The sequence below is a fragment of the Castellaniella denitrificans genome, from assembly GCF_042653765.1.
Lineage (GTDB): Bacteria > Pseudomonadota > Gammaproteobacteria > Burkholderiales > Burkholderiaceae_B > Castellaniella > Castellaniella denitrificans.
In genome coordinates this window covers 289,864-308,569 of sequence record NZ_JBHSEZ010000004.1, presented here as the reverse complement: position 1 = coordinate 308,569, position 18,706 = coordinate 289,864, and the positions used below count along the sequence as shown (strand labels likewise).

At 68.1% G+C, this 18,706-nt stretch carries 17 protein-coding genes and 1 tRNA gene; 16 read left to right on the top strand and 2 right to left on the bottom strand.

Annotated elements, in window-relative coordinates; all coding sequences use genetic code 11:
• Positions 1–2 precede the first annotated feature (2 nt).
• From ACFO27_RS07570 to ACFO27_RS07525, 10 genes are read left to right on the top strand one after another with little or no spacing between them, the layout of a single operon-like run.
• The gene (locus ACFO27_RS07570; RefSeq protein ID WP_376816788.1) at positions 3–974 is read left to right on the top strand and encodes a branched-chain amino acid ABC transporter permease; all 972 of its coding nucleotides are present in this window, start codon (positions 3–5) and stop codon (positions 972–974) included.
• Entirely contained in the window at positions 967–1,722 is a 756-nt protein-coding gene (locus ACFO27_RS07565) for an ABC transporter ATP-binding protein (RefSeq protein WP_376816787.1), read from the top strand. The genes ACFO27_RS07570 and ACFO27_RS07565 overlap by 8 nt, the downstream gene beginning before the upstream one ends.
• Positions 1,719–2,429 carry an ABC transporter ATP-binding protein gene (locus ACFO27_RS07560; RefSeq protein WP_376816786.1) on the top strand — a complete coding sequence of 237 codons (711 nt, stop codon included), beginning with the start codon at positions 1,719–1,721 and terminating at the stop codon, positions 2,427–2,429. Before ACFO27_RS07565 ends, ACFO27_RS07560 begins: the two co-directional genes overlap by 4 nt.
• A gap of 2 nt (positions 2,430–2,431) precedes the next feature.
• Positions 2,432–3,700: a 3-isopropylmalate dehydratase large subunit gene (locus ACFO27_RS07555; RefSeq protein WP_376816785.1), complete on the top strand. Its 1,269-nt coding sequence runs from the start codon at positions 2,432–2,434 to the stop codon at positions 3,698–3,700.
• The gene (locus tag ACFO27_RS07550; protein WP_376816784.1) at positions 3,697–4,203 is read left to right on the top strand and encodes a LeuD/DmdB family oxidoreductase small subunit; all 507 of its coding nucleotides are present in this window, start codon (positions 3,697–3,699) and stop codon (positions 4,201–4,203) included. The genes ACFO27_RS07555 and ACFO27_RS07550 overlap by 4 nt, the downstream gene beginning before the upstream one ends.
• A gap of 9 nt (positions 4,204–4,212) precedes the next feature.
• Positions 4,213–5,883, top strand: coding sequence for a hydantoinase B/oxoprolinase family protein (locus tag ACFO27_RS07545; RefSeq protein ID WP_376816783.1), 1,671 nt, complete (start codon positions 4,213–4,215; stop codon positions 5,881–5,883).
• Positions 5,880–7,928 carry a hydantoinase/oxoprolinase family protein gene (locus ACFO27_RS07540; protein ID WP_376816782.1) on the top strand — a complete coding sequence of 683 codons (2,049 nt, stop codon included), beginning with the start codon at positions 5,880–5,882 and terminating at the stop codon, positions 7,926–7,928. Before ACFO27_RS07545 ends, ACFO27_RS07540 begins: the two co-directional genes overlap by 4 nt.
• Before the next feature lie 10 nt (positions 7,929–7,938).
• Entirely contained in the window at positions 7,939–8,547 is a 609-nt protein-coding gene (locus tag ACFO27_RS07535; RefSeq protein ID WP_376816781.1) for a cysteine hydrolase family protein, read from the top strand.
• A complete protein-coding gene (locus tag ACFO27_RS07530) occupies positions 8,544–9,953 on the top strand; it encodes an FAD-dependent oxidoreductase (protein WP_376816780.1) in 1,410 nt (469 codons plus the stop codon). Before ACFO27_RS07535 ends, ACFO27_RS07530 begins: the two co-directional genes overlap by 4 nt.
• A 9-nt stretch (positions 9,954–9,962) precedes the next feature.
• Entirely contained in the window at positions 9,963–10,823 is an 861-nt protein-coding gene (locus ACFO27_RS07525; protein ID WP_376816779.1) for an isocitrate lyase/PEP mutase family protein, read from the top strand.
• Positions 10,824–10,833: 10 nt separating this feature from the next.
• On the opposite strand, the gene ACFO27_RS07520 is transcribed toward ACFO27_RS07525, so the two are convergent.
• On the bottom strand, positions 10,834–12,219 hold the full coding sequence (locus ACFO27_RS07520) for a phosphomannomutase/phosphoglucomutase (protein WP_376816778.1): 1,386 nt from the start codon (positions 12,217–12,219) through the stop codon (positions 10,834–10,836).
• 110 nt (positions 12,220–12,329) lie between these two features.
• Here ACFO27_RS07520 and ACFO27_RS07515 point away from each other — a divergent pair, with 110 nt between their 5' ends.
• A complete protein-coding gene (locus tag ACFO27_RS07515) occupies positions 12,330–13,748 on the top strand; it encodes an FAD-binding oxidoreductase (RefSeq protein ID WP_376816777.1) in 1,419 nt (472 codons plus the stop codon).
• 106 nt (positions 13,749–13,854) lie between these two features.
• A complete protein-coding gene (locus tag ACFO27_RS07510; protein WP_323023356.1) occupies positions 13,855–14,205 on the top strand; it encodes a RidA family protein in 351 nt (116 codons plus the stop codon).
• A 113-nt stretch (positions 14,206–14,318) separates the two neighbouring features.
• Here the strand turns inward: ACFO27_RS07510 and mutM are convergent, their stop codons facing one another.
• Positions 14,319–15,146 (bottom strand): bifunctional DNA-formamidopyrimidine glycosylase/DNA-(apurinic or apyrimidinic site) lyase, encoded by an 828-nt coding sequence (mutM, locus tag ACFO27_RS07505; RefSeq protein ID WP_376816776.1) that lies wholly within the window; start codon positions 15,144–15,146, stop codon positions 14,319–14,321.
• An 85-nt stretch (positions 15,147–15,231) separates the two neighbouring features.
• Between mutM and ACFO27_RS07500 the strand changes: the two genes are divergently transcribed.
• The 4 genes from ACFO27_RS07500 to ACFO27_RS07485 all read left to right on the top strand — a co-directional run bounded on the left by ACFO27_RS07500 (position 15,232) and on the right by ACFO27_RS07485 (position 18,613).
• Entirely contained in the window at positions 15,232–17,007 is a 1,776-nt protein-coding gene (locus tag ACFO27_RS07500) for a tetratricopeptide repeat protein (RefSeq protein ID WP_376816775.1), read from the top strand.
• Complete coding sequence (locus ACFO27_RS07495; protein ID WP_376816774.1) at positions 17,004–17,615, top strand: outer membrane lipoprotein LolB; 612 nt, start codon at positions 17,004–17,006, stop codon at positions 17,613–17,615. The genes ACFO27_RS07500 and ACFO27_RS07495 overlap by 4 nt, the downstream gene beginning before the upstream one ends.
• Positions 17,616–17,628: 13 nt before the next feature.
• Positions 17,629–18,531 carry a 4-(cytidine 5'-diphospho)-2-C-methyl-D-erythritol kinase gene (gene ispE, locus ACFO27_RS07490; RefSeq protein ID WP_376816773.1) on the top strand — a complete coding sequence of 301 codons (903 nt, stop codon included), beginning with the start codon at positions 17,629–17,631 and terminating at the stop codon, positions 18,529–18,531.
• A gap of 5 nt (positions 18,532–18,536) precedes the next feature.
• Positions 18,537–18,613 (top strand) — tRNA-Gln (locus ACFO27_RS07485).
• Positions 18,614–18,706 lie beyond the last annotated feature (93 nt).

The window sequence follows — 18,706 nt, the reverse complement described above, 5'->3', positions numbered from 1 at the left end:
CGATGAAACAGGATTTTTTCGCGATCGTGGTCTTCACCGTGGCGGTGTTGGCGCTGACCGCGCTGACCGATTCGGGCGTGTGGCTGACTTTCGTGATGATGGCGCTCTATGCCGGGCTATTGGCTCAGGCCTGGAACATTCTGGGTGGCTACGGAGGGCAACTGTCCTTTGGACACGCTCTGTTCTTTGGCGTGGGCGCCTATGCCCAGGCTTTGGGACAATTGTCGCTGGGCCTGAATCCCTGGCTGGTCCTTCCGCCGGCCATCGCTGTGGGCGCGCTGACCGGTCTGGCGGTGGGCGGCCTGACGTTCCGCTACGGGCTCAGGGGGTCGTATTTCGCGCTGGTCACCCTGGCCTTCGCCGAGGTGTTCCGGATCCTGGCCGGATCGGTGTCCTTCACCGGCGGCGGGATGGGACTCATGGTTCCCTTGCATGAGGGTTTGTCCAACATGCAGTTCGGTTCGCGTCGGGGCTATGTCCATCTGCTGCTGGGATTCGTCGGGCTGGCGCTGCTGGCTACCGCCTGGTTGCGGCATTCCCGATTCGGCGCCTACTTGCAGGCGGTACGCGACAACGAGGACGCCGCCCGTGCCGTCGGCGTGAACCCGTTGCGCGTCAAGCTGGGCGGGATCGCGCTGTCCGCCGCTTTCATGAGCGCCGCTGGTGCATTCTACGTGCAGGTGTTCCAGTACATCGATCCCGGCATCGCGTTCGGTGCGTCGATCTCCGTCGAGGCCCTGGTGGGCGCCATCGTGGGTGGGCTGGGCACCTTGTGGGGACCGCTGCTGGGCGCGCTGACCCTGCATGCGCTGGCCGAACTGACCCGCAATCTGTTCGGCGAGCTTCCGGGCATCAGCATGGTGATCTACGGGGTGGTGCTGGTCGTCATCGTGATGTTCCTGCCGCGCGGTATCGGCGGCGTTGGCCGTTCCCTGGGCCAGCTCTTCGGTTTCAAGGAGCGCTTCCGTGTCTGATGTCCTGTTGCAAGCACGCAATCTGTCGATTGCCTTCGGAGGGCTGAAAGCGGTGCAGGATGTGAGTCTGGCCGTGCCTCAGGGCTCTCTGACCGCCCTGGTCGGCCCCAATGGCGCGGGCAAGACCACTTTGTTCGCCCTGTTGTCCGGATTTCTGAAACCCGATGCCGGTTCCGTGCATTTCGCCGGCCGGGACATCACGGGGCATGAGCCCCATGAATCCGCGCGGCTGGGCCTGACCCGGACTTTTCAGGTCGTACGGCCGTTCGGCGCGCAGACGGTGCGCCAGAACATCGCGGTGGGCGCACATCTGCGCCTGGCCGATCGCCGGGAGGCGCTGGCGGTGGCGGAGTCCGTGGCGGCCCGCGTCAATCTTGGCGCCTTGCTCGACAAGCCCGCGGCGGATCTGACGGTGGCGGGACGCAAGCGCCTGGAGTTGGCTCGCGCCCTGGCGACCCGACCGCGCCTGTTGCTGCTTGACGAGGTGCTGGCGGGGCTCAATCCCAGCGAGATCGAGGAGATGATTCCCGTGGTGAAGAAACTGGTCGATGAGGGCGTCACCGTCCTGATGATCGAGCATGTGATGAGGGCCGTGATGAGTCTGGCTGAACAGGTGTGGGTGCTTGCGCAGGGGCGCTTGATCGCTTCGGGCTCTCCGGGTGAAGTGACCCGGGATCCGATGGTTGTCGAGGCTTATCTGGGCCATGGCGCTGCGGCGCGGCTGGCCGCTCAGGGAGCGCGGGGATGAGCGCGCTGCTGGAAGTCAGGGGCCTGCGCTCTGGATACGGGCGGGTGGAGGTGCTGCGCGGCGTCGATCTGGCGGTGGATGTCGGCGAGATCGTCGTGCTCCTCGGCAGCAACGGCGCGGGCAAGTCCACTCTGAACAACACCCTGTGCGGTTTGTGCAAACGCTGGGACGGAACGGTGCTCTTTGACGGACAGGATCTGACGGGGCGTCATTACCGTGAGGTGGTGAGGGCCGGGTTGATCCAGGTGCCGGAAGGCCGCCGCGTGTTCCCGAACCTGAGCGTGCGGGAAAACCTGGAGTTGGGATCGTTCGCGCGGGCGCGCGCGCGCCGCGCCGCCAACCTGGACAAAGTGCTGGGCATCTTTCCGCGCTTGCGGGAACGGCTGACGCAGCTGGCGGGCACCATGTCCGGCGGCGAGCAGCAGATGCTGGCCATCGGCCGGGGCCTGATGGCCGAGCCCCGGTTGCTGATCCTGGACGAGCCTTCGCTGGGTCTGTCGCCGCTGATGGTCGAGGAACTGTTCGGCCTGATCCGGCGCTTGCATGACGATGGCCTGTCGATCCTGTTGGTGGAACAGAACGTGGGCCAGTCTCTGGAAATCGGCCAGCGCGCCTATGTCCTGGAAAATGGATCGGTGCGCCATAGCGGCGCCTGCCCGGACCTGCTCACCAGCGACGACGTGCGTCGTGCGTATCTGGGAGTGTGACGATGAATCAGCCGCAAACGCTGGCGCAGAAACTGATCGCCGCGGCCTGCGGGCGGCCGGTGGTCGCCGAGGGAGAGATCGTGACCTGTGCGGTGGACCTGGCGATGTTCCACGATTCCAGCGGTCCCCGTCGCCTGCGGCCCATGCTGGAAGAACTGGGCGCCCCGTTGTGGGACCGGTCCAGGATCGTGTTGGTCATCGATCACTATGTGCCGGAATCGGATGAGGAGTCCCGCCGGATCGTCCGGATCGCACGCGATTGGGCGAATGAACAGCGACTGCCCAATGTCTATGATTCCGTCGGCATTTCCCACGTGGTCGTGCCGCAGCATGGCCATATCCGGCCGGGCATGTTTTGCGTGGGCGGGGATTCGCATTCCCCCACGGGTGGCGCGTTCGGAGCCTACATGTTCGGCATCGGCAGCACGGAAATGCTGGGTGTGGCCGTCACGGGACAGATCTGGGTCAAGGTTCCCAGGACCTTGATGATGCGGTGGAGCGGCCGCCTGGAGGCCGGCGTCACCGCCAAGGACATGATGTTGCACATGATCGGCCGTTACGGCATGAATGGTGGACGGTATCAGGCCGTGGAGTTCTGCGGCGAGGCGGTGCGGGCGTTGACGATGCAGGAGCGCATGACGCTGTCGAACATGAGCGCGGAATTCGGCTCCCAGGTGGGCCTGATCGCCCCGGACGAGGTCACCGTCGCCTATTTGCGCGAGGCTGGCATCACGCAGCCGATCGAGATCGAGCGCTGGCAGAGCGATGCCGGAGCGGATGCCGAGTGGCATGAGTTCGATGCCGACGCCCTGGCGCCGCAGGTCGCCGCGCCGCACAGCCCCGCCAATGCGCGCGACGTGGACCAGTACGTCGACACGCCGGTCCAGGTCGCTTATATCGGGGCGTGCACGGGCGCCAAGCTCGAAGACCTGCGGGCCGCGGCCAGCATCCTGAGGGGCCGCCGCGTCGCTCATGGCTTGCGGCTGATCGTGGCGCCGGCCAGCCGGCAGGATCAGGATCTGGCCGAAAAGGAAGGGCTCATCCAGACGCTGCGGGACGCAGGGGGGGAAGTGTTTCCCACGGCCTGCGGCGCGTGCGCGGGCTATGGGGGGTCGATCCCGGACGGCGCCAACGTTATTGCGACCACGGCCCGCAACTTCAAGGGCCGTATGGGTTCGGAGACCGCCCAGGTGTTCCTCGCGTCTCCCTATACGGCGGCGGCCTCGGCGGTGCGCGGCCGCATCAGCGATCCTCGGGAGTTTCTTGCATGAGCGATCTGCCCATCACGCACCGCGTCTGGCGGGTCGGTGCCGATATCGATACGGATGCGCTGGCCCCCGGAGCCTACATGAAGTTCGGCATCGAGGAAATCATGCGGCATTGCCTGCAGCGGGTCCGCCCGGAGTTCGCGGCGGACGTCCGGCCGGGCGACGTTCTGGTGGCTGGTCCGAATTTCGGCATCGGCTCGTCTCGCGAACAGGCGGCGCTCGCCCTGGTCCGGCTTGGCGTGGCCGCTGTGGTCGCTCCGTCTTTCAACGGCCTGTTTTTTCGCAATGCGTTCAACGTGGGCCTGCTGTTGTTGACGTGCGCCCAGGCCGAGTGCCTGACCGAGGATGAATGCGTCACCCTGGATCCGGCAGGCGGGCGGATCGGCCGCGCCGATCCCGGTTCGGAGCCTTCTGTACTGTGCTGCGAGGCCGTTCCCCCGTTCCTGCTGGACATGGTGCGGGCCGGCGGGCTGCTGAACATATTGAAACAGCGTCAAATCTCTTAGGAAAACACCATGCTCGATCCCGTCACCCTGGCGGTCCTGAAAGGCCGCCTGGAACAGATTGCCGACGAAATGGACGCGACGCTGTACCGCAGCGCGTTCAATCCCATCATCGCGGAGGCTCATGACGCCTGCCATGGGATGTATGACGCGCAGACCGGCGCGACCCTGATCCAAGGGAAGTCGGGGCTTCCCGTTTTCGTGGGTGCCATGGCGTTCGCCGTCAAGGCGGCGATGCGCGTGGCGGCCGAACGTGGCGGCATGGCCGATGGCGATGTCTGGTTGTTCAACGACCCCTATGAAGGCGGGACGCATGCCAATGATTTCAAACTGGTGCGGCCCGTCTTCCGCGAGGGCCGCTTGTTTTGCTTCCTGGCCTCGGCGGCGCACTGGCATGATGTCGGCGGCGCGGTGCCGGGCAACTACAATCCGGCCGCGACCGAGTGCTGGCAGGAGGCGGTGCAGATTCCGCCCGTGCGCATCGTGCGCGCCGGCGATCTGGACCTCGACGTGCTGGCCATTCTCAAGGCCAATACGCGCCTGCCGGACAGTCTCTGGGGCGATCTGAATGGTCAGCTGGCGGCGCTTGATCTGGGCGCGCGCAGGCTGGATGGCCTGCTGGACGAATACGGCGATGCCATCGTGCTGGAGTCTCTGGGTACGCTGCGTGAACGGGCGCGCCGTCTGATGCGTGACCATATCGCCCGGTTGCCGGATGGCGAGTACGCATTCGAGGACATGCTGGACAACGACGGCGTGCTGGACGAACCGCTGCGTATCGTTTTGCGGCTGAGGATTGCTGGCGATCGCCTGTCGCTGAATTTCTCGGGTACGTCGCCGGCGTGCGCCGGACCGGTGAATATTTCCCGCGCCACGGCGATCGCAGCGTGCTACGTGGCGCTCAAACATCTGTTTCCCGACGTACCGGCCAACGCCGGCGTGCTGGATGCGGTGGACGTGGAATTGCCGGACGGGCTGCTGATCTCCGCGGATCGTCCGCGTCCGGTAGGCGGCTACACCGAAACCATTTTGCGGATGATCGACGTCATTTTCTGCGCGATGGCCCAGGCGGCGCCGGAGCGTGCGATGGCCCAGGCCTACGGCACCATCAATGCGCTGTCGATCGCCGGTCATCGCAGCGATGCCGCTCGCGCCGGTCAGCGCTGGGTGATGTTCAGCTTCTTTGGCGGCGGACATGGCGGCCATTCCGACGGCGATGGCTTGAGCCATGGCAACGCCCCCATTTCGACCGCGACCATTCCGCCTCTGGAGATTCTGGAAGCCGCCTATCCGGTGCGGTTCACGCAGTGGGCGTTGCGGCCCGATTCGGCGGGCGACGGCCGGTATCGTGGCGGCCTGGGAGCGATCTATGAAATCGAACTGCTCGAGGAAAGCGCGGAGGCGTTCGTGTTCGGTGAGCGCGGCCGCAGCGCGCCCAAGGGCATCGCCGGCGGCGGGCCGGCGGCGCTGAATGTCTTCCGCTACCTGCGGGATGGCGTTTGGCGGGAGCCGCCGATGTCCTCGAAGATGCTGGGCATCCAGTTGCGGCGTGGCGATCGGGTACGCCTGGAAACGCCGGGTGGCGGTGGGTATGGGCCACCGGATGATCGCGCCCGGGAGGCGCGCGATCATGATCGCCGGATGGGTTATGTCAGTGATGGGTTGAAGGAGCGGTCGGCATGAGTGCGGGACAAAGCCTGGTGGTGGGTGTGGATGTAGGAGGCACGTTTACGGATCTTTTCGTGCTTGACGAGGCGGGCAGGTCGGCGCGAGTGGTCAAGGTGCCGTCCACGCGTGGAGAAGAGGCCCGCGGATTCATGAACGGCATTGCCCAGGTCGCTGGAGACGCGCGAGCGATCTCGACCATCGTGCATGGCACGACGGTGGGCACCAATGCCTTGCTGGAGCGCAAGGTGGCGCGGACCGGCATCATCACGACCGCGGGCTTTCGCGATGTGCTGGAGATGCGTCGGCGCGATCGGCCTCGGACCTGGGGCCTGCGTGGTGATTACCAGCCGATTGTGTCGCGCGATCTGCGCCTGGAGGTCGACGAGCGGGTGCTGGCCGATGGCACGGTACATGCGCCTGTGAACCTGGAGCAGGTCGAGGCGGCGGCGCGATCCTTGATGGCACAGGGGTGCGAGGCCGTTTGTGTTTTTTTTGTCAATGCCTACGCCAACCCGGTCAATGAGGCGCAGGCCGTGGCGCGCGTGCGCACGATCTGGCCGAATGAACACGTCACGGCGGCCTCCGAGGTCCTGCCCGAGATCCGGGAGTTCGAGCGGTGTTCGACGGCGGTGCTGAATGCCGCGTTGCAGCCGGTAGTGGGCAGCTATCTGAACCGGCTCGAGTCCGATCTGCAGGAGCATGGCTTCAAGGGCGAGCTGCTGGTCGTGCAAAGCAATGGCGGCGTGATGTCGCGCCAGACGGCGTGCGGTCTGCCAGTGCGCACGGCCCTGTCCGGCCCGGCCGCCGGGGTGATCGCTTGCGCCGCAATCGCGCGCGCCGCGGGCTTTCCGGACGTGGTCACCGGAGACATGGGTGGCACTTCGTTCGATGTGTCGCTGGTGGCGGCCGGCGAAGCCTCCCTCTCGGCGCAGACGTCCATCGACTTCGGCATGGTGGTGCGCGCGCCGATGATCCAGATCGAGACCATCGGTGCGGGTGGTGGATCCATCGCCAGCGTGGATGCAGGCGGCCTGCTGCAGGTCGGCCCCGAATCGGCGGGCAGCACTCCCGGGCCTGCCTGCTATGGGCGCGGCAACACACGTCCGACGGTCACCGACGCCAATGTGCTCCTGGGCCGCATCGCCGCGGACCGGCCTCTGGGGGGCGGCCTGCTGGCCCGGATGGATGTCGCGCTCGCCCGGGCCGCGATCGAGGCGCACGTGGCCCGTCCGCTGGGGCTGGACGTGCATGCCGCAGCCGAGGCCATCCTGACGGTCGCGAATGCGAAGATGGCAGGAGCCATCCGGCTCGTCTCCATCGAGCGTGGACATGACCCGCGCAAGTTCGCCTACATGCCGTTCGGCGGCGGTGGGGCGCTGCACGTGTGCGCGATGATGAATGAAGTTGGTACCGAGTACGGCATCGTGCCGCGTTTCCCGGGAGTGACATCGGCGTTGGGCTGCGTCATGGCGGACATGCGCCATGACGGGGTGCAGACGCTGAATGTCGCTCTGGATGGATTGGACGAGGATGATTTGCGGGCCCGTATCGATGATCTGGCCCGGATCTGTCAGGAGCGGCTGGATTCCGCCGGCGTGGCCTTCGAGGTCGTGCATGAGAGCATCGAACTGGACATGCTCTATGTCGGTCAGAGTCATACCGTGCGCGTGGAGGTTGGCCGTCCTGAACTAAGCCGAGCGGGGATCGCCGCCGCCTTCGAGCAGGCCTACCGCGCGGCCTTCGGCCGCAGTCTGGCGGGGATTCCAGTACGCATCCTGAACCTGCGCTATGCCCGTATCGGCCGGCGGCCCAAGTTCGACCTGACGCTGCTGGCGCCCACGGGCACCGAAATGCCCGCCGCGTTGGGCACACAAACGGTGTTCCATGCTGGGCAGTGGCACGACGCCGTGCGTTACGCGCGTCTCGACCTGCCCGTCGACGCGCGGGTAGACGGTCCCGCCATTCTCGAACAGGCGGATACCACCATCTGGATCGAACCAGGCTTTTCCGGTCGCGTCGATACCCTGGGCAATTTGCTGATCTCGCGCGTCGGGACATAGGAGCCGGGCCATGCATGCTTTTGATATCCGCGCCACGGCGCTGGTCGTGATCGACCTGCAGAACGATTTCCTGGCGCCGGGCGGCGCCTATGATCGAGGCGGCGCGGTCAGCCCGCAGGCGCGCGCCTTGCCCGCCAGAGTCGCGCCGGTGGCGCGTGCGCTCAAGGTGGCGGGCGGTTTCGTGGCCGCCAGCCAGTTCACGCTGTGGCCCGACGCGCAGGGCGAACCCATGATTTCCCCACATCTGAAGCAATTGCGGCCGTTCCTGGTCCGGGGTGATTTTGCCGCTGGTTCGGCCGGGCACGCCAATGTGGCGGAATTCGACGGACTCATCGACGTGTCGGTCTGGAAGGTGGCCTATTCGGCCTTTTTCAATACGCAACTGGATTGGGTGCTGCGTCGCGCCGGCATTTCCAACCTGATCGTCGCCGGCATCGTGACCAATGGTGGCGTCGCCAGTACCGTGCGCGATGCCCATATGCGCGATTACCATGTGGCCGTGCTGGCGGACGGTTGCGCCGCGCCCACGCCGGCCATGCATGAGGCGGCGCTGGCGGACCTCAAGACCGTGGCCGATATCGTGTCGTGCGCGGATCTGCTGGCGGAGATGACGCGATGAGCCGGCCGGTTGTTCGGCGCGGCGCCGTGCCCGATCCGCAGGCCATGCACGTCCCGGTCGCGATCATCGGTGCCGGCGCCTGCGGCCTGACCGCCGCGCTGCGCCTGGCCGACGCCGGCATCGAGGTCGTCCTGATCGAGCGCGACGAGGCCCCCAGCGGATCGACCGCGCTGTCTTCCGGATTCATTCCCGCCGCGGGTACCGCCGTGCAGCGAGCTGCGGGCATAGACGATGACGAGCAACGCTTTGCGGCTGACATCCAGGCCAAGGCACGCGGTACCGCCGCGCCGCATCTGGTGGCGGCCTATACACGCGCCATCGCGCCGGCCATGGATGCGCTGGCGCGGCATGGGTTGGTGTTCGACGTGCTGGATGGGTTCTTGTACCCGGGGCATACCGCCCGCCGCATGCATACCTTGCCCGAGCGGACCGGCGAAGCCCTGGTCGCCGCCCTGACGCGTGTCGCCACCGGGGCCGGCGCCTATCTGCTGACGTCCGCGCGGGCGGTGGAGCTGTGGGCGGACGGGCAGGGCCGGGTCTCGGCAGTAGTCTGTGAACGCCCAGATGGCACCACCGAGACGATCGCCTGCGACGTACTGATCCTGGCCTGCAATGGCTTTGGCGGCAATTCCGACATGGTGCGCCGCTACCTGCCGGCCATGCGCGAGGCCGTGTACGGCGGCCACGTGGGTAACGACGGCAGTGCCGTTGAGTGGGGCATGCAGCTTGGCGCGCGTCTGGCCGATCTGACTGCCTATCAGGGGCATGGGTCGTGGGCGATGCCGCTGGGCGTGCTGATTTCCTGGGCCGCGATCATGGGTGGCGGTGTACAGATCAACCGCGACGGCCTGCGTTTCCATGACGAGACGCACGGCTATTCCGAAGCGGCCGTCCAGGTGCTTGCGCAGCCCGGCTCAGTCGCCTGGAACGTGTTCGACGGACGGGCGCGGGACCTAGTGGCCGATTTCCCGGACTTCGTCCAGGCCGAGGCCAACCATGCGGTGAAGACTTGCGCGGATCCGGACGAATTGGCGGCCGTGATCGGCTGCGACGCGGACACGGTGCGTCGGACGCTGGAGGCGGTCGGTCCGGGGATCGTAGACGCCCATGGCCGCGTATTCGAGCGTAGTTTGCAGGCGCCGTATTACGCCGTCAAGGTCACCGGCGCGCTATTCCATACGCAGGGCGGCCTGGACATCGACGCGCAATGTCGCGTCCTGGACGAGGCCGGCCATCCTTTCCCGAACCTGTTGGCCGCCGGGGGCGCCGCCCGCGGGGTGTCGGGCAACAATGTCTCCGGCTACCTGTCCGGCAACGGCCTGCTCAGTGCCGTGGCGGGCGGCCATATCGTCGCGGCGACCGCCGCCGCGAAGCTCGGACGCGACCTCGATACACGCACGGATTAGGAATCGGACATGAAGCAGACTCTGAAAACCCGCCTGGCCGTCGGAACCGTACTGGCGCCTGGCGTCTATGATGTCCTGTCGGCCCTGCTGGCCGAACAGGCCGGCTTCGATGCCCTGTATCTTTCGGGTGCGTCGATTGCCTACACGCAGCTCGGGCGCTCGGATATCGGGCTGACCACCTACACCGAGGTTGAAAGCCTGCTGGCTCGCATCACCGATCGGGTCCGCGCGCCGGTCATCGTGGACGCCGATACGGGATTCGGCAATGCGCTCAATACGCAACGCACCGTGCGTGGTTTCGAACGGGCGGGCGCGGCCATGATCCAGCTGGAGGACCAGACCTTTCCCAAGCGGTGCGGCCACCTGGATGGAAAGGGCGTGATCCCCGCCGCCGAGATGGTGGGCAAGCTGCATGCGGCCGTCGATGCCCGGACCGATCCGTCGACGCTGATCCTGGCGCGTACCGACGCATTGGCGCCGGAGGGCCTGGAGGCCGCGCTGGACCGCGCGGAGTCCTACCTGGAGGCGGGCGCCGATGCGCTGTTTGTCGAGGCTTTGCGCACGCCCGGGCACATGCGGGCGGCTTGTGCGCGTTTCGCGCGGCGCGCGCCGCTGCTGGCCAATATGGTCGAAGGCGGCAAAACGCCGGTGCAGGGGGTCGATGCGCTGGCGGAGATGGGGTTTCGCATTGTCATTTTCCCTGGCGGAACGGCGCGGGCGGTGGCACATACCTTGCAGGACTATTACGGCAGCCTGCGTCGTCAGGGCTCGACCCTGCCCTGGAAGGACAGGATGCTGGACTTCGACGGCCTGAATGCCGTGATCGGTACGCCCGAGCTGTTGGAGCGAGGACGGCGCTACGGCGGCTGAGGCCGTATCGTCAGAACGGCAGTTCCCGTCCGGGCAGCAGTGCGGCGATGGCGGCGCGGAATTCGTCCTGGATCCGCGCCAGCGCCTCGGGCGTGTCGCCCTCGAAGCGCAGCACCACCACGGGCGTCGTGTTGGACGCCCGCGCCAGGCCGAAGCCGTCCGGGTATTCGGCGCGGACGCCGTCGATCGTGACGCGGTCCGTGGCGCCGGGGAAGCGGCCCTCGGACTGCAGGCGGCGGATGAAGGCGTGCGGTTCGCCCTCGGCCATGGGCAGCTTCAGCTCGGGGGTGGAGATTCCCTGGGGCAGGGATTCCAGCAACCGGCTCGGATCGTCGCTGCGCGACAGGATTTCCAGCAGGCGCGCGCCGGCATAGAGGCCGTCGTCGAAGCCGTACCAGCGTTCCTTGAAGAAGATGTGGCCGCTCATCTCGCCGGCCAGGGGCGCGCCGGTTTCCGCCAGGCGCGCCTTGATCAGCGAATGCCCCGTCTGCGACATCAGCGGCGTCCCGCCGGCTTCCCGGACGACCCGGCCCAGGTGGCGGCTGCACTTGACGTCGAAGATGACGGACGCGCCCGGCTGGCGCTGCAGGATGTCGCGGGCGAACAGGATCATCTGGCGGTCGGGCCAGATGATCTGGCCGGAGCGGGTGACCACGCCCAGGCGGTCGGCGTCGCCGTCGAAGGCCAGGCCCAGCTCGCAGTCGGTGGCGCGCAGGTGGGCGATCAGGTCCTGGAGATTGGCCGGGTCCGCCGGATCGGGATGGTGGTTGGGGAACAGGCCGTCGACCTCGCAGTACAGCTCGTCGACCGTGCAGCCCAGCGCCCGGAACAGGCGGGCGGCGATCGTGCCGCCCACGCCGTTGCCGCAGTCGATGGCGATGCGCATGGGGCGCGCCAGGCGGACGTGGCCGGCGATCTCGCGGATGTAGGTGTCCGCCAGGTCCGTGGCGACGCTCAGGCCCGGGACCGCGCCCAAGGGCGCCTGGATCCCGTCCATGGCCTGGCGCAGGGCCTGGATCTCGTCGCCGTGGAGGGTGCGCCCCGCCATCATCATCTTGAAGCCGTTGTAGTCGGGCGGGTTGTGGCTGCCGGTGATGGCGACCCCCGAGCCGCTGCCGTCGCGGTGGGCGGCGTAGTACACCAGGGGCGTGTGCGCCAGGCCCAGGTCCACCGTGCTGGTCCCGCCCGCGTGCAGGCCGGTCTTGACGGCGTGGGCCAGCCCGCGGCTGCTCAGGCGCCCGTCGTAGCCGATCGCCAGGCTGCGCACGCCTTCGCGCCGGGCCTGGGCGGCCAGGGCCAGCCCCAGGCGGTGGGCGAAGGGCTCGTTGATCTGTCCGGGCACGGTGCCGCGGATGTCGTAGGCCTTGAAGACGGCGGGGGGCAGAGGGGTGTTCATGGAGGCGTTCCGGCGGAAAATCGGCTCCCGCCATTATCGCCGATTACAATCGGAGGTTCTTTTCATCGAAAGGCTCTGTTTCATCGTCGGGCCGCTGGATTACGAAGACCATGGATCATCTGGATGCTTTGCGCGCGACGGTCGGCGCCGCGCAGGTGCTGACCGGCGCGGATGCGCTGCCCTGGGAAACGGACTGGCGCGAGCGCTATAGCGGCCGTTCCCTGGCCGTGGTGCGGCCCGGCACGACCGACGAGGTCGCGGCGGTGGTGCGCCTGTGCGCGCAGGCCGGCCTGCCCGTGATCCCCCAGGGGGGCAATACCGGCCTGTGCGGCGGGGCCACGCCCGACGATTCCGGCCGGGCGGTGATCCTGTCGCTGCAGCGCCTGAACCGGATCCGCGGCATCGACACCGACAACGACACGATGGAAGTCGAGGCCGGCTGCGTCCTGCAGTCCGTGCAGCAGGCCGCGCGCGAGGCCGGCCGCCTGTTTCCCCTCAGCCTGGCGGCCGAGGGCAGCTGCACGATCGGCGGCAACCTGGCCACCAACGCGGGCGGCACGCAGGTCCTGCGCTACGGCAACATGCGCGAGCTGGCCCTGGGGCTGGAGGTCGTCACCGCCCAGGGGGACGTCTGGCACGGCCTGCGCGGCCTGCGCAAGGACAACACCGGCTACGATCTGCGCGACCTGTTCATCGGCAGCGAGGGCACGCTGGGCGTCATCACGGCGGCGACCCTGAAGCTGCATCCCCTGCCGGTGGCGCGCTGCACCGCGCTGCTGGCCCTGGATTCGATCGAGTCGGCCATCGCCATGCTGGGCCGCGCCCGCGCGGGCCTGGGCGCCTCGCTGACCGGCTTCGAACTGATGGCCGGCGACTGCCTCCAGGACGTGGTGCGCTGCTTCCCGCAGCAGCGCCTGCCCTTCGAAGGCCCGTCGGCGGACATGCCCTGGTACGCGCTGCTCGAACTGTCGGACAGCGAATCCGAGGCCCATGCCCGCGAGCGTTTCGAGGTCGTGGTGGGCGAAGCCATCGAGGCCGGCGTCGTCCTGGACGCGGTGATCGCCGAATCCATGGCGCAGAGCCATGCACTCTGGCACCTGCGCGAAAGCATCCCCCTGGCGGAAAAGGAATCCGGCAAGAGCATCAAGCACGACGTCTCGATCCCGGTGTCGCGCATGGCCGAGTTCGTCCTTGGCACCAATGCCGCGCTGCAGGCCGCGTTCCCGGGAATCCGGCACGTGATCTTCGGGCACCTGGGCGACGGCAACCTGCACTACAACGTCGCGCGCGGGGCGGACTGGGCCGAAGGCCAGCTGCTGGCGCGCCAGGACGCGGTCTACGAGCTGGTGCACGACCGCGTGCACGCGGTGGGCGGCTCGATCAGCGCCGAACACGGTGTGGGGCAGCTCAAGCGCGACGTATTGCCGCGCTACAAGGATCCGGTGGAAATGGCGCTGATGCATCGCATCAAGTCGGCCCTGGATCCCCGGGGCGTCATGAATCCGGGCAAGGTGCTGGCGGCGGGGTAGCGCCACGCGGCCGGCCCGGCGCACCCGCCGTCTCCGCGGGCGCCTGCCCGGGCGGGGTTCCAGGCTATCATGGCGCCTTCCTCCACTCACTTAGGAAGCTGTCGTCATGACCATTCAGCGCATCGAACCCGGCGCCCGCATGAGCGGGGCCGTCGTCCACGGCAACACCGTCTACCTGTCGGGCCAGGTGGGCCACGAGGGCGACGACATCCAGACCCAGGCGCGCACGGCGCTGGCCGAGGTCGACCGCCTGCTGGCCCAGGCCGGCAGCCACAAGTCCCGCATCCTGCAGGCCACGATCTGGCTGGCCGACATGGCCGACTTCCAGGCCATGAACCCGGTCTGGGAAGCCTGGATCGACCCGGCCAACCCGCCGGCCCGCGCCACGGGCGAGGCGCGCCTGGCCGCGCCAGGACTGAAGTTCGAAGTGATCATCGTCGCCGCGCTCAACGATTGAGATCCTGCGCCTGGGCTTGCCATGCGGCGTTGCAAATCCTCGCGATAGTCTGACTATCGCTGCGGTTTGCGCCTTGCCTGACAAGCCCATCCATCCGAATTGAGTGCCTGAGTCTAACGTTTCTGGCAATTCGGGCAGAAATACGTGGCGCGCTGTCCCTGGACGATGCGCCGGATTGGCGTGGCGCAGCGCGGGCAGGGCTGGCCGTCGCGTTCGTAGACGGCCGCGTGCAGCGTGAAATACGCCCCCGGGGCCCCCTGGGCATTGACGTAGTCGCGCAGCGTGCTGCCGCCAGATTCCAGCGCCTGGCTCAGGGTTTGCAGGATCGCCGCGTGCAGCCGGGCGCTGCGCGGGCGCGACAGGCGCGCGCCCGGCAGGCGCGGGTCGATGCAGGCCAGGAACAGCGATTCGGACGCATAGATGTTGCCCACGCCCACGACGATCCGTCCGCCCAGCAACAGCTGCTTGACCGACTGGCGGCGCCCCAGCAGCCCCGCATGCAGGATTTCGGGGGTGAAGGCCGGGTCGAAGGGTTCGATGCCCAGCCCGGCGAGCAGCGGGTGGGCCTCGATCGGGCCGGCCTCGGCCGGGTGCCACAGGACGGCGCCGAAACGGCGCGGGTCGTGCAGCAGGAAGCGGGCTTCGTCGAACAGCCATTCCACATGGTCGTGCTTGCGCAGCGGCTCGTCCATCGGCACCCGCCGCAGGGAACCCGACATGCCCAGGTGCACGATCTGCGTGCCCCGCGGGAAGCGGATCAGCAGGTATTTGCCCCTGCGCTCGCAGGCCAGGACCTCGGCGTCGCGGACCAGGCCGGGGAGATCGCCAGGCACGGGCCAGCGCAGGCGGGATTCGTGCACGATCAGGCGGCGCAGGACGCGTCCGGGCATGACCGTGGCAATTCCACGACGGGTTGTTTCGACTTCTGGCAGTTCCGGCATGGCAGGGTGATAACATCCACTTTCGATGACGCAATTTTGCCACCAGACGCGGTTTCTTCCTGCGTTCCGGCCATGGTTACCGCAAATGAGATTTCCCGCTTCCGTGATTCCCGTTGTGCTGGCGCTGGCCGCCGCACACGAGACGGCGTGGGCTGCGCCTCCCGCAGCCGTGCCGGCCGATCCGGTCGAAACCATTCATTTGCGTAGCGGCGAGCCGCCCGCCGTCAACCTCACCCCCGAACTGCTGTACCGCCTGCTGGTGGCCGAACTGTCCGCCCAGCGCGGGCAGTACGACGACGCCGCCCAGGAACTCTTGTCCCTGGCGCGCGACACGCTGGATTCCCGGCTGGCGCGCCGCGCCTTCCAGATGTCCATGACCGGGCGCAACATGGCCCTGGCGCTGCGCTCGGCCCGTGAATGGGCCGACCTGGACCCGTCCAACCCCGAGGCGGTGGCCGCTTCCCTGGCGCTGTCGGCCTCCAGCGGCCAGACCGAGGGCCTGGCCCGGACGCTGTCGCGTCGCATCGCCTCGGCCGACGACCAGGACCAGGCCGTCGTCCAGGCCGCCGGGATCGTCTCCAAGATGACGGACAAGCGTCTGGCCCTGGACGTGCTGGACAAGGCGCTGGCGGGCGTCTCCGGCACCTCGGCGCTGGCCCGCCTGGCCCTGGCCGACGCCGCCTGGGCGGCGGGCGAGCCCGTGCGCGCCGTGGACGAAGCCCGCCGCGCCCAGGCGCTGGACCCGGACTCCCAGGACGCCGCCCAGCGGGTGCTGGAATACGGATTGCGGGTCGAGCCCACCCAGGCCATCAAGGACACCTACGCCTACCTGGACCGCCACCCGGACCGGCGCGGCCTGCAGCTGCTGCTGGTCAGCCGCCTGACCGGGCTGGGCTCGTTCGACGAGGCCCTGGGCCTGCTGGACCGCATGCGCCGCCGCGCGCCGGAAGACTTCGACCTGCTCTACACCGAGGCCGAGGTCAACGCCCGGGCCGGCCGCTACGATGCCGCCAAGTCCCTGCTGGGCCAGTACATCACGATCCAGCAGCAGCGGCGCAAGGCCATCCGCGACGACGCCACCAACGCCCAGGCCGACGTGTCCGACGCGCGGCTGCTGCTGGTGCAGATCGCCGAGCGCCAGAACGACCTGCGCGAGGCCATCCGCCAGCTGCGCAACATCGACGAACCGTCGCTGCTCTTCCAGGCGCGCACGCACGAAGCCGTGCTCTACGGCAAGCTGGGCGACCTGAGCCAGGCGCGCTCGATCCTGGACGCCATCAAGCCCGCCGACCGCCGCGAACGGGCCGTCGTGCGCCTGACCCTGGCCTCCATCTACCGGGACGCGGGGCGCACCGACCAGGCGGTCGAGCTGCTCAAGGCGTCCGACCTGGAAATGCCGGACACCCCGGAAATCAAGTACGACCTGGGCATGCTGCTGCACCAGCAGGGCAAGACGGCCGAATTCGAGGCCCTGATGCGCCGCGTGATCGAACTCGATCCCGACAACGCCAACGCCTACAACTCGCTGGGCTACACCTTCGTCGAGCAGAACCGCAATCTGGACGAGGCGCGCGACCTGCTGGAGCGGGCGCTCGAACTCGATCCCGACAGCGCCTACATCCTGGACAGCGTGGGCTGGTACCTGTTCCGCATCCGCGACTACCAGGGGGCGCTGGAATACCTGCGCCGCTCCTACGACCAGCTGCCCGCCGCCGACGTGGCCGCGCACCTGGGCGAGACCCTGTGGGCGCTGGGCCGCCACGACGAGGCCCGGCGCATCTGGGCCGAAGGCCGCAAGGCCGATCCCGGCAGCGCGGCCTTGAAGGAAACGCTGGACCGCCTGGGGGTCAAGCTGCCATGACCGCGCGACGGAGCGCGGGTTGCGCCCGCCGCCTCGCCGGGCATGTCGGGCGCCTGTGGCACGTCTGGCTGGCGCTGGCCCTGGCCGGCCTGCTGGCCGCCTGCGCCGCCCCCCAGCGCATCGGCGGCCAGGGTCCCGCCTTCGAACGGCAGGGCCGCTTCGCCGTCAACCTGCAGCCGGCGGGCGCCGCGCCCTACGCGGCCCAGGGCGGATTTTCCTGGCGCGACGACGGCCGTGTCCTGCGCCTGGACCTGGTTTCCCCGCTGGGCAGCGTCCTGGCGCGGATCCGGGTCGAACCCGGCCGGTCCGAGCTGGAACGCGCCGACGGCAGCCGCGAATCGGCGCCCACGCCCGATGACCTGCTGGCCCTGGTCTGGGGGCATCCCATGCCGGTGTCCGGACTGCGCCACTGGATCCGTGGCGAGGCCGCTCCCGGGATCGTCGTCGACGCGCAGCGGGACGGGCGGGACCGGTTGACGTCGATGCGCCAGGATGGCTGGGACGTGCAGCTCTCGGCCTACGACGACCTGGGGCCCGGGCGCGTGCGCCTGTCGCGCCTGGACGACCAGGGGCAGTGGCGCCTGCAATTGATCGTGGACCGCCCCTAGGCTGGAAGCGCGCATGGCGGCCTTGTACGACGTGCCGGCCCCGGCCAAGCTCAACCTGTTCCTGCATGTGGTGGGGCGGCGTCCGGACGGCTATCACCTGCTGCAGACGGCCTTCCGCTTCGTGGACCTGTGCGACACCCTCGATTTCGAATCCACGGCCGACGGCGCGCTGTCGCGCGAAGGCGAGGGCCTGGCGGGGCTGCCGGCCGACCAGGACCTGGTGCTGCGCGCCGCGCGCGCCCTGCAGCGGGCCACCGGCGCGCGGCAGGGCGCGCGCATCCGCTACCGCAAGCGCATCCCGGCCGGCGGCGGCCTGGGAGGCGGGTCCAGCGACGCGGCCACGACCCTGATCGCCCTGAACCGCCTGTGGGGCACGGGCCTGACGCGCGCCGAGCTGATGCGCCTGGCCCTGCCGCTGGGGGCGGACGTGCCGGTCTTCGTCTTCGGCCGCGCCGCCTTCGCCCAGGGCGTCGGCGAAGACCTGACGGCCGTGGACCTGCCCGGGCGGGCCTACTGGATCGTGCGCCCGCCCGCGCACGTGGCGACGGCGGACGTTTTTCGCGATCCCGATTTGACAAGAAATTCCGAATCGGTAAAAATTGCGGTCTTTACTGATTGGCAGACGGGGCACGGCGCGGGGCCATTATTTGGCCGCAACGACCTGGAAGCCGTGGTCTTTCGACAGCATCCGGATATCGCCGCGCTTGCGCGGGCGATGCGGGGCGCGGGGGTCGAAGTCCGCATGACAGGTTCCGGTTCATGCCTGTTCGCGGAATTCGCCGACGTGACCCAGGCCGGGGTGCATCGGGACCGAATAATCGGTAAAATGGAAAACCCGCCCGATGTGGCGATCGAAGGGTCCTGGATCTGCCGGGGCCTGGGTGATCACCCCTTGCGAGGCTGGGTCGCTGATTGAATTATTGGGGAATCGCCAAGCTGGTTAAGGCACCGGATTTTGATTCCGGCATGCGAAGGTTCGAATCCTTCTTCCCCAGCCATCCTTTCCGCGCCAGAGCGCATGCTACCAGGCTGTTGAACCGGCCCGCACCCTGCGGGAAGGCTGTCAACAGCCTTGTCATTTGACACATTGG

Coding starts and splice junctions, on each gene's coding strand:
- ACFO27_RS07570 (WP_376816788.1), top strand. CDS start 3: ATGAAACAGGATTTTTTCGCGATCGTGGTCTTCACCGTGGCGGTGTTG.
- ACFO27_RS07560 (WP_376816786.1), top strand. CDS start 1,719: ATGAGCGCGCTGCTGGAAGTCAGGGGCCTGCGCTCTGGATACGGGCGG.
- ACFO27_RS07555 (WP_376816785.1), top strand. CDS start 2,432: ATGAATCAGCCGCAAACGCTGGCGCAGAAACTGATCGCCGCGGCCTGC.
- ACFO27_RS07550 (WP_376816784.1), top strand. CDS start 3,697: ATGAGCGATCTGCCCATCACGCACCGCGTCTGGCGGGTCGGTGCCGAT.
- ACFO27_RS07545 (WP_376816783.1), top strand. CDS start 4,213: ATGCTCGATCCCGTCACCCTGGCGGTCCTGAAAGGCCGCCTGGAACAG.
- ACFO27_RS07540 (WP_376816782.1), top strand. CDS start 5,880: ATGAGTGCGGGACAAAGCCTGGTGGTGGGTGTGGATGTAGGAGGCACG.
- ACFO27_RS07535 (WP_376816781.1), top strand. CDS start 7,939: ATGCATGCTTTTGATATCCGCGCCACGGCGCTGGTCGTGATCGACCTG.
- ACFO27_RS07530 (WP_376816780.1), top strand. CDS start 8,544: ATGAGCCGGCCGGTTGTTCGGCGCGGCGCCGTGCCCGATCCGCAGGCC.
- ACFO27_RS07525 (WP_376816779.1), top strand. CDS start 9,963: ATGAAGCAGACTCTGAAAACCCGCCTGGCCGTCGGAACCGTACTGGCG.
- ACFO27_RS07520 (WP_376816778.1), bottom strand. CDS start 12,219: ATGAACACCCCTCTGCCCCCCGCCGTCTTCAAGGCCTACGACATCCGC.
- ACFO27_RS07515 (WP_376816777.1), top strand. CDS start 12,330: ATGGATCATCTGGATGCTTTGCGCGCGACGGTCGGCGCCGCGCAGGTG.
- ACFO27_RS07510 (WP_323023356.1), top strand. CDS start 13,855: ATGACCATTCAGCGCATCGAACCCGGCGCCCGCATGAGCGGGGCCGTC.
- mutM (WP_376816776.1), bottom strand. CDS start 15,146: ATGCCGGAACTGCCAGAAGTCGAAACAACCCGTCGTGGAATTGCCACG.
- ACFO27_RS07500 (WP_376816775.1), top strand. CDS start 15,232: ATGAGATTTCCCGCTTCCGTGATTCCCGTTGTGCTGGCGCTGGCCGCC.
- ACFO27_RS07495 (WP_376816774.1), top strand. CDS start 17,004: ATGACCGCGCGACGGAGCGCGGGTTGCGCCCGCCGCCTCGCCGGGCAT.
- ispE (WP_376816773.1), top strand. CDS start 17,629: ATGGCGGCCTTGTACGACGTGCCGGCCCCGGCCAAGCTCAACCTGTTC.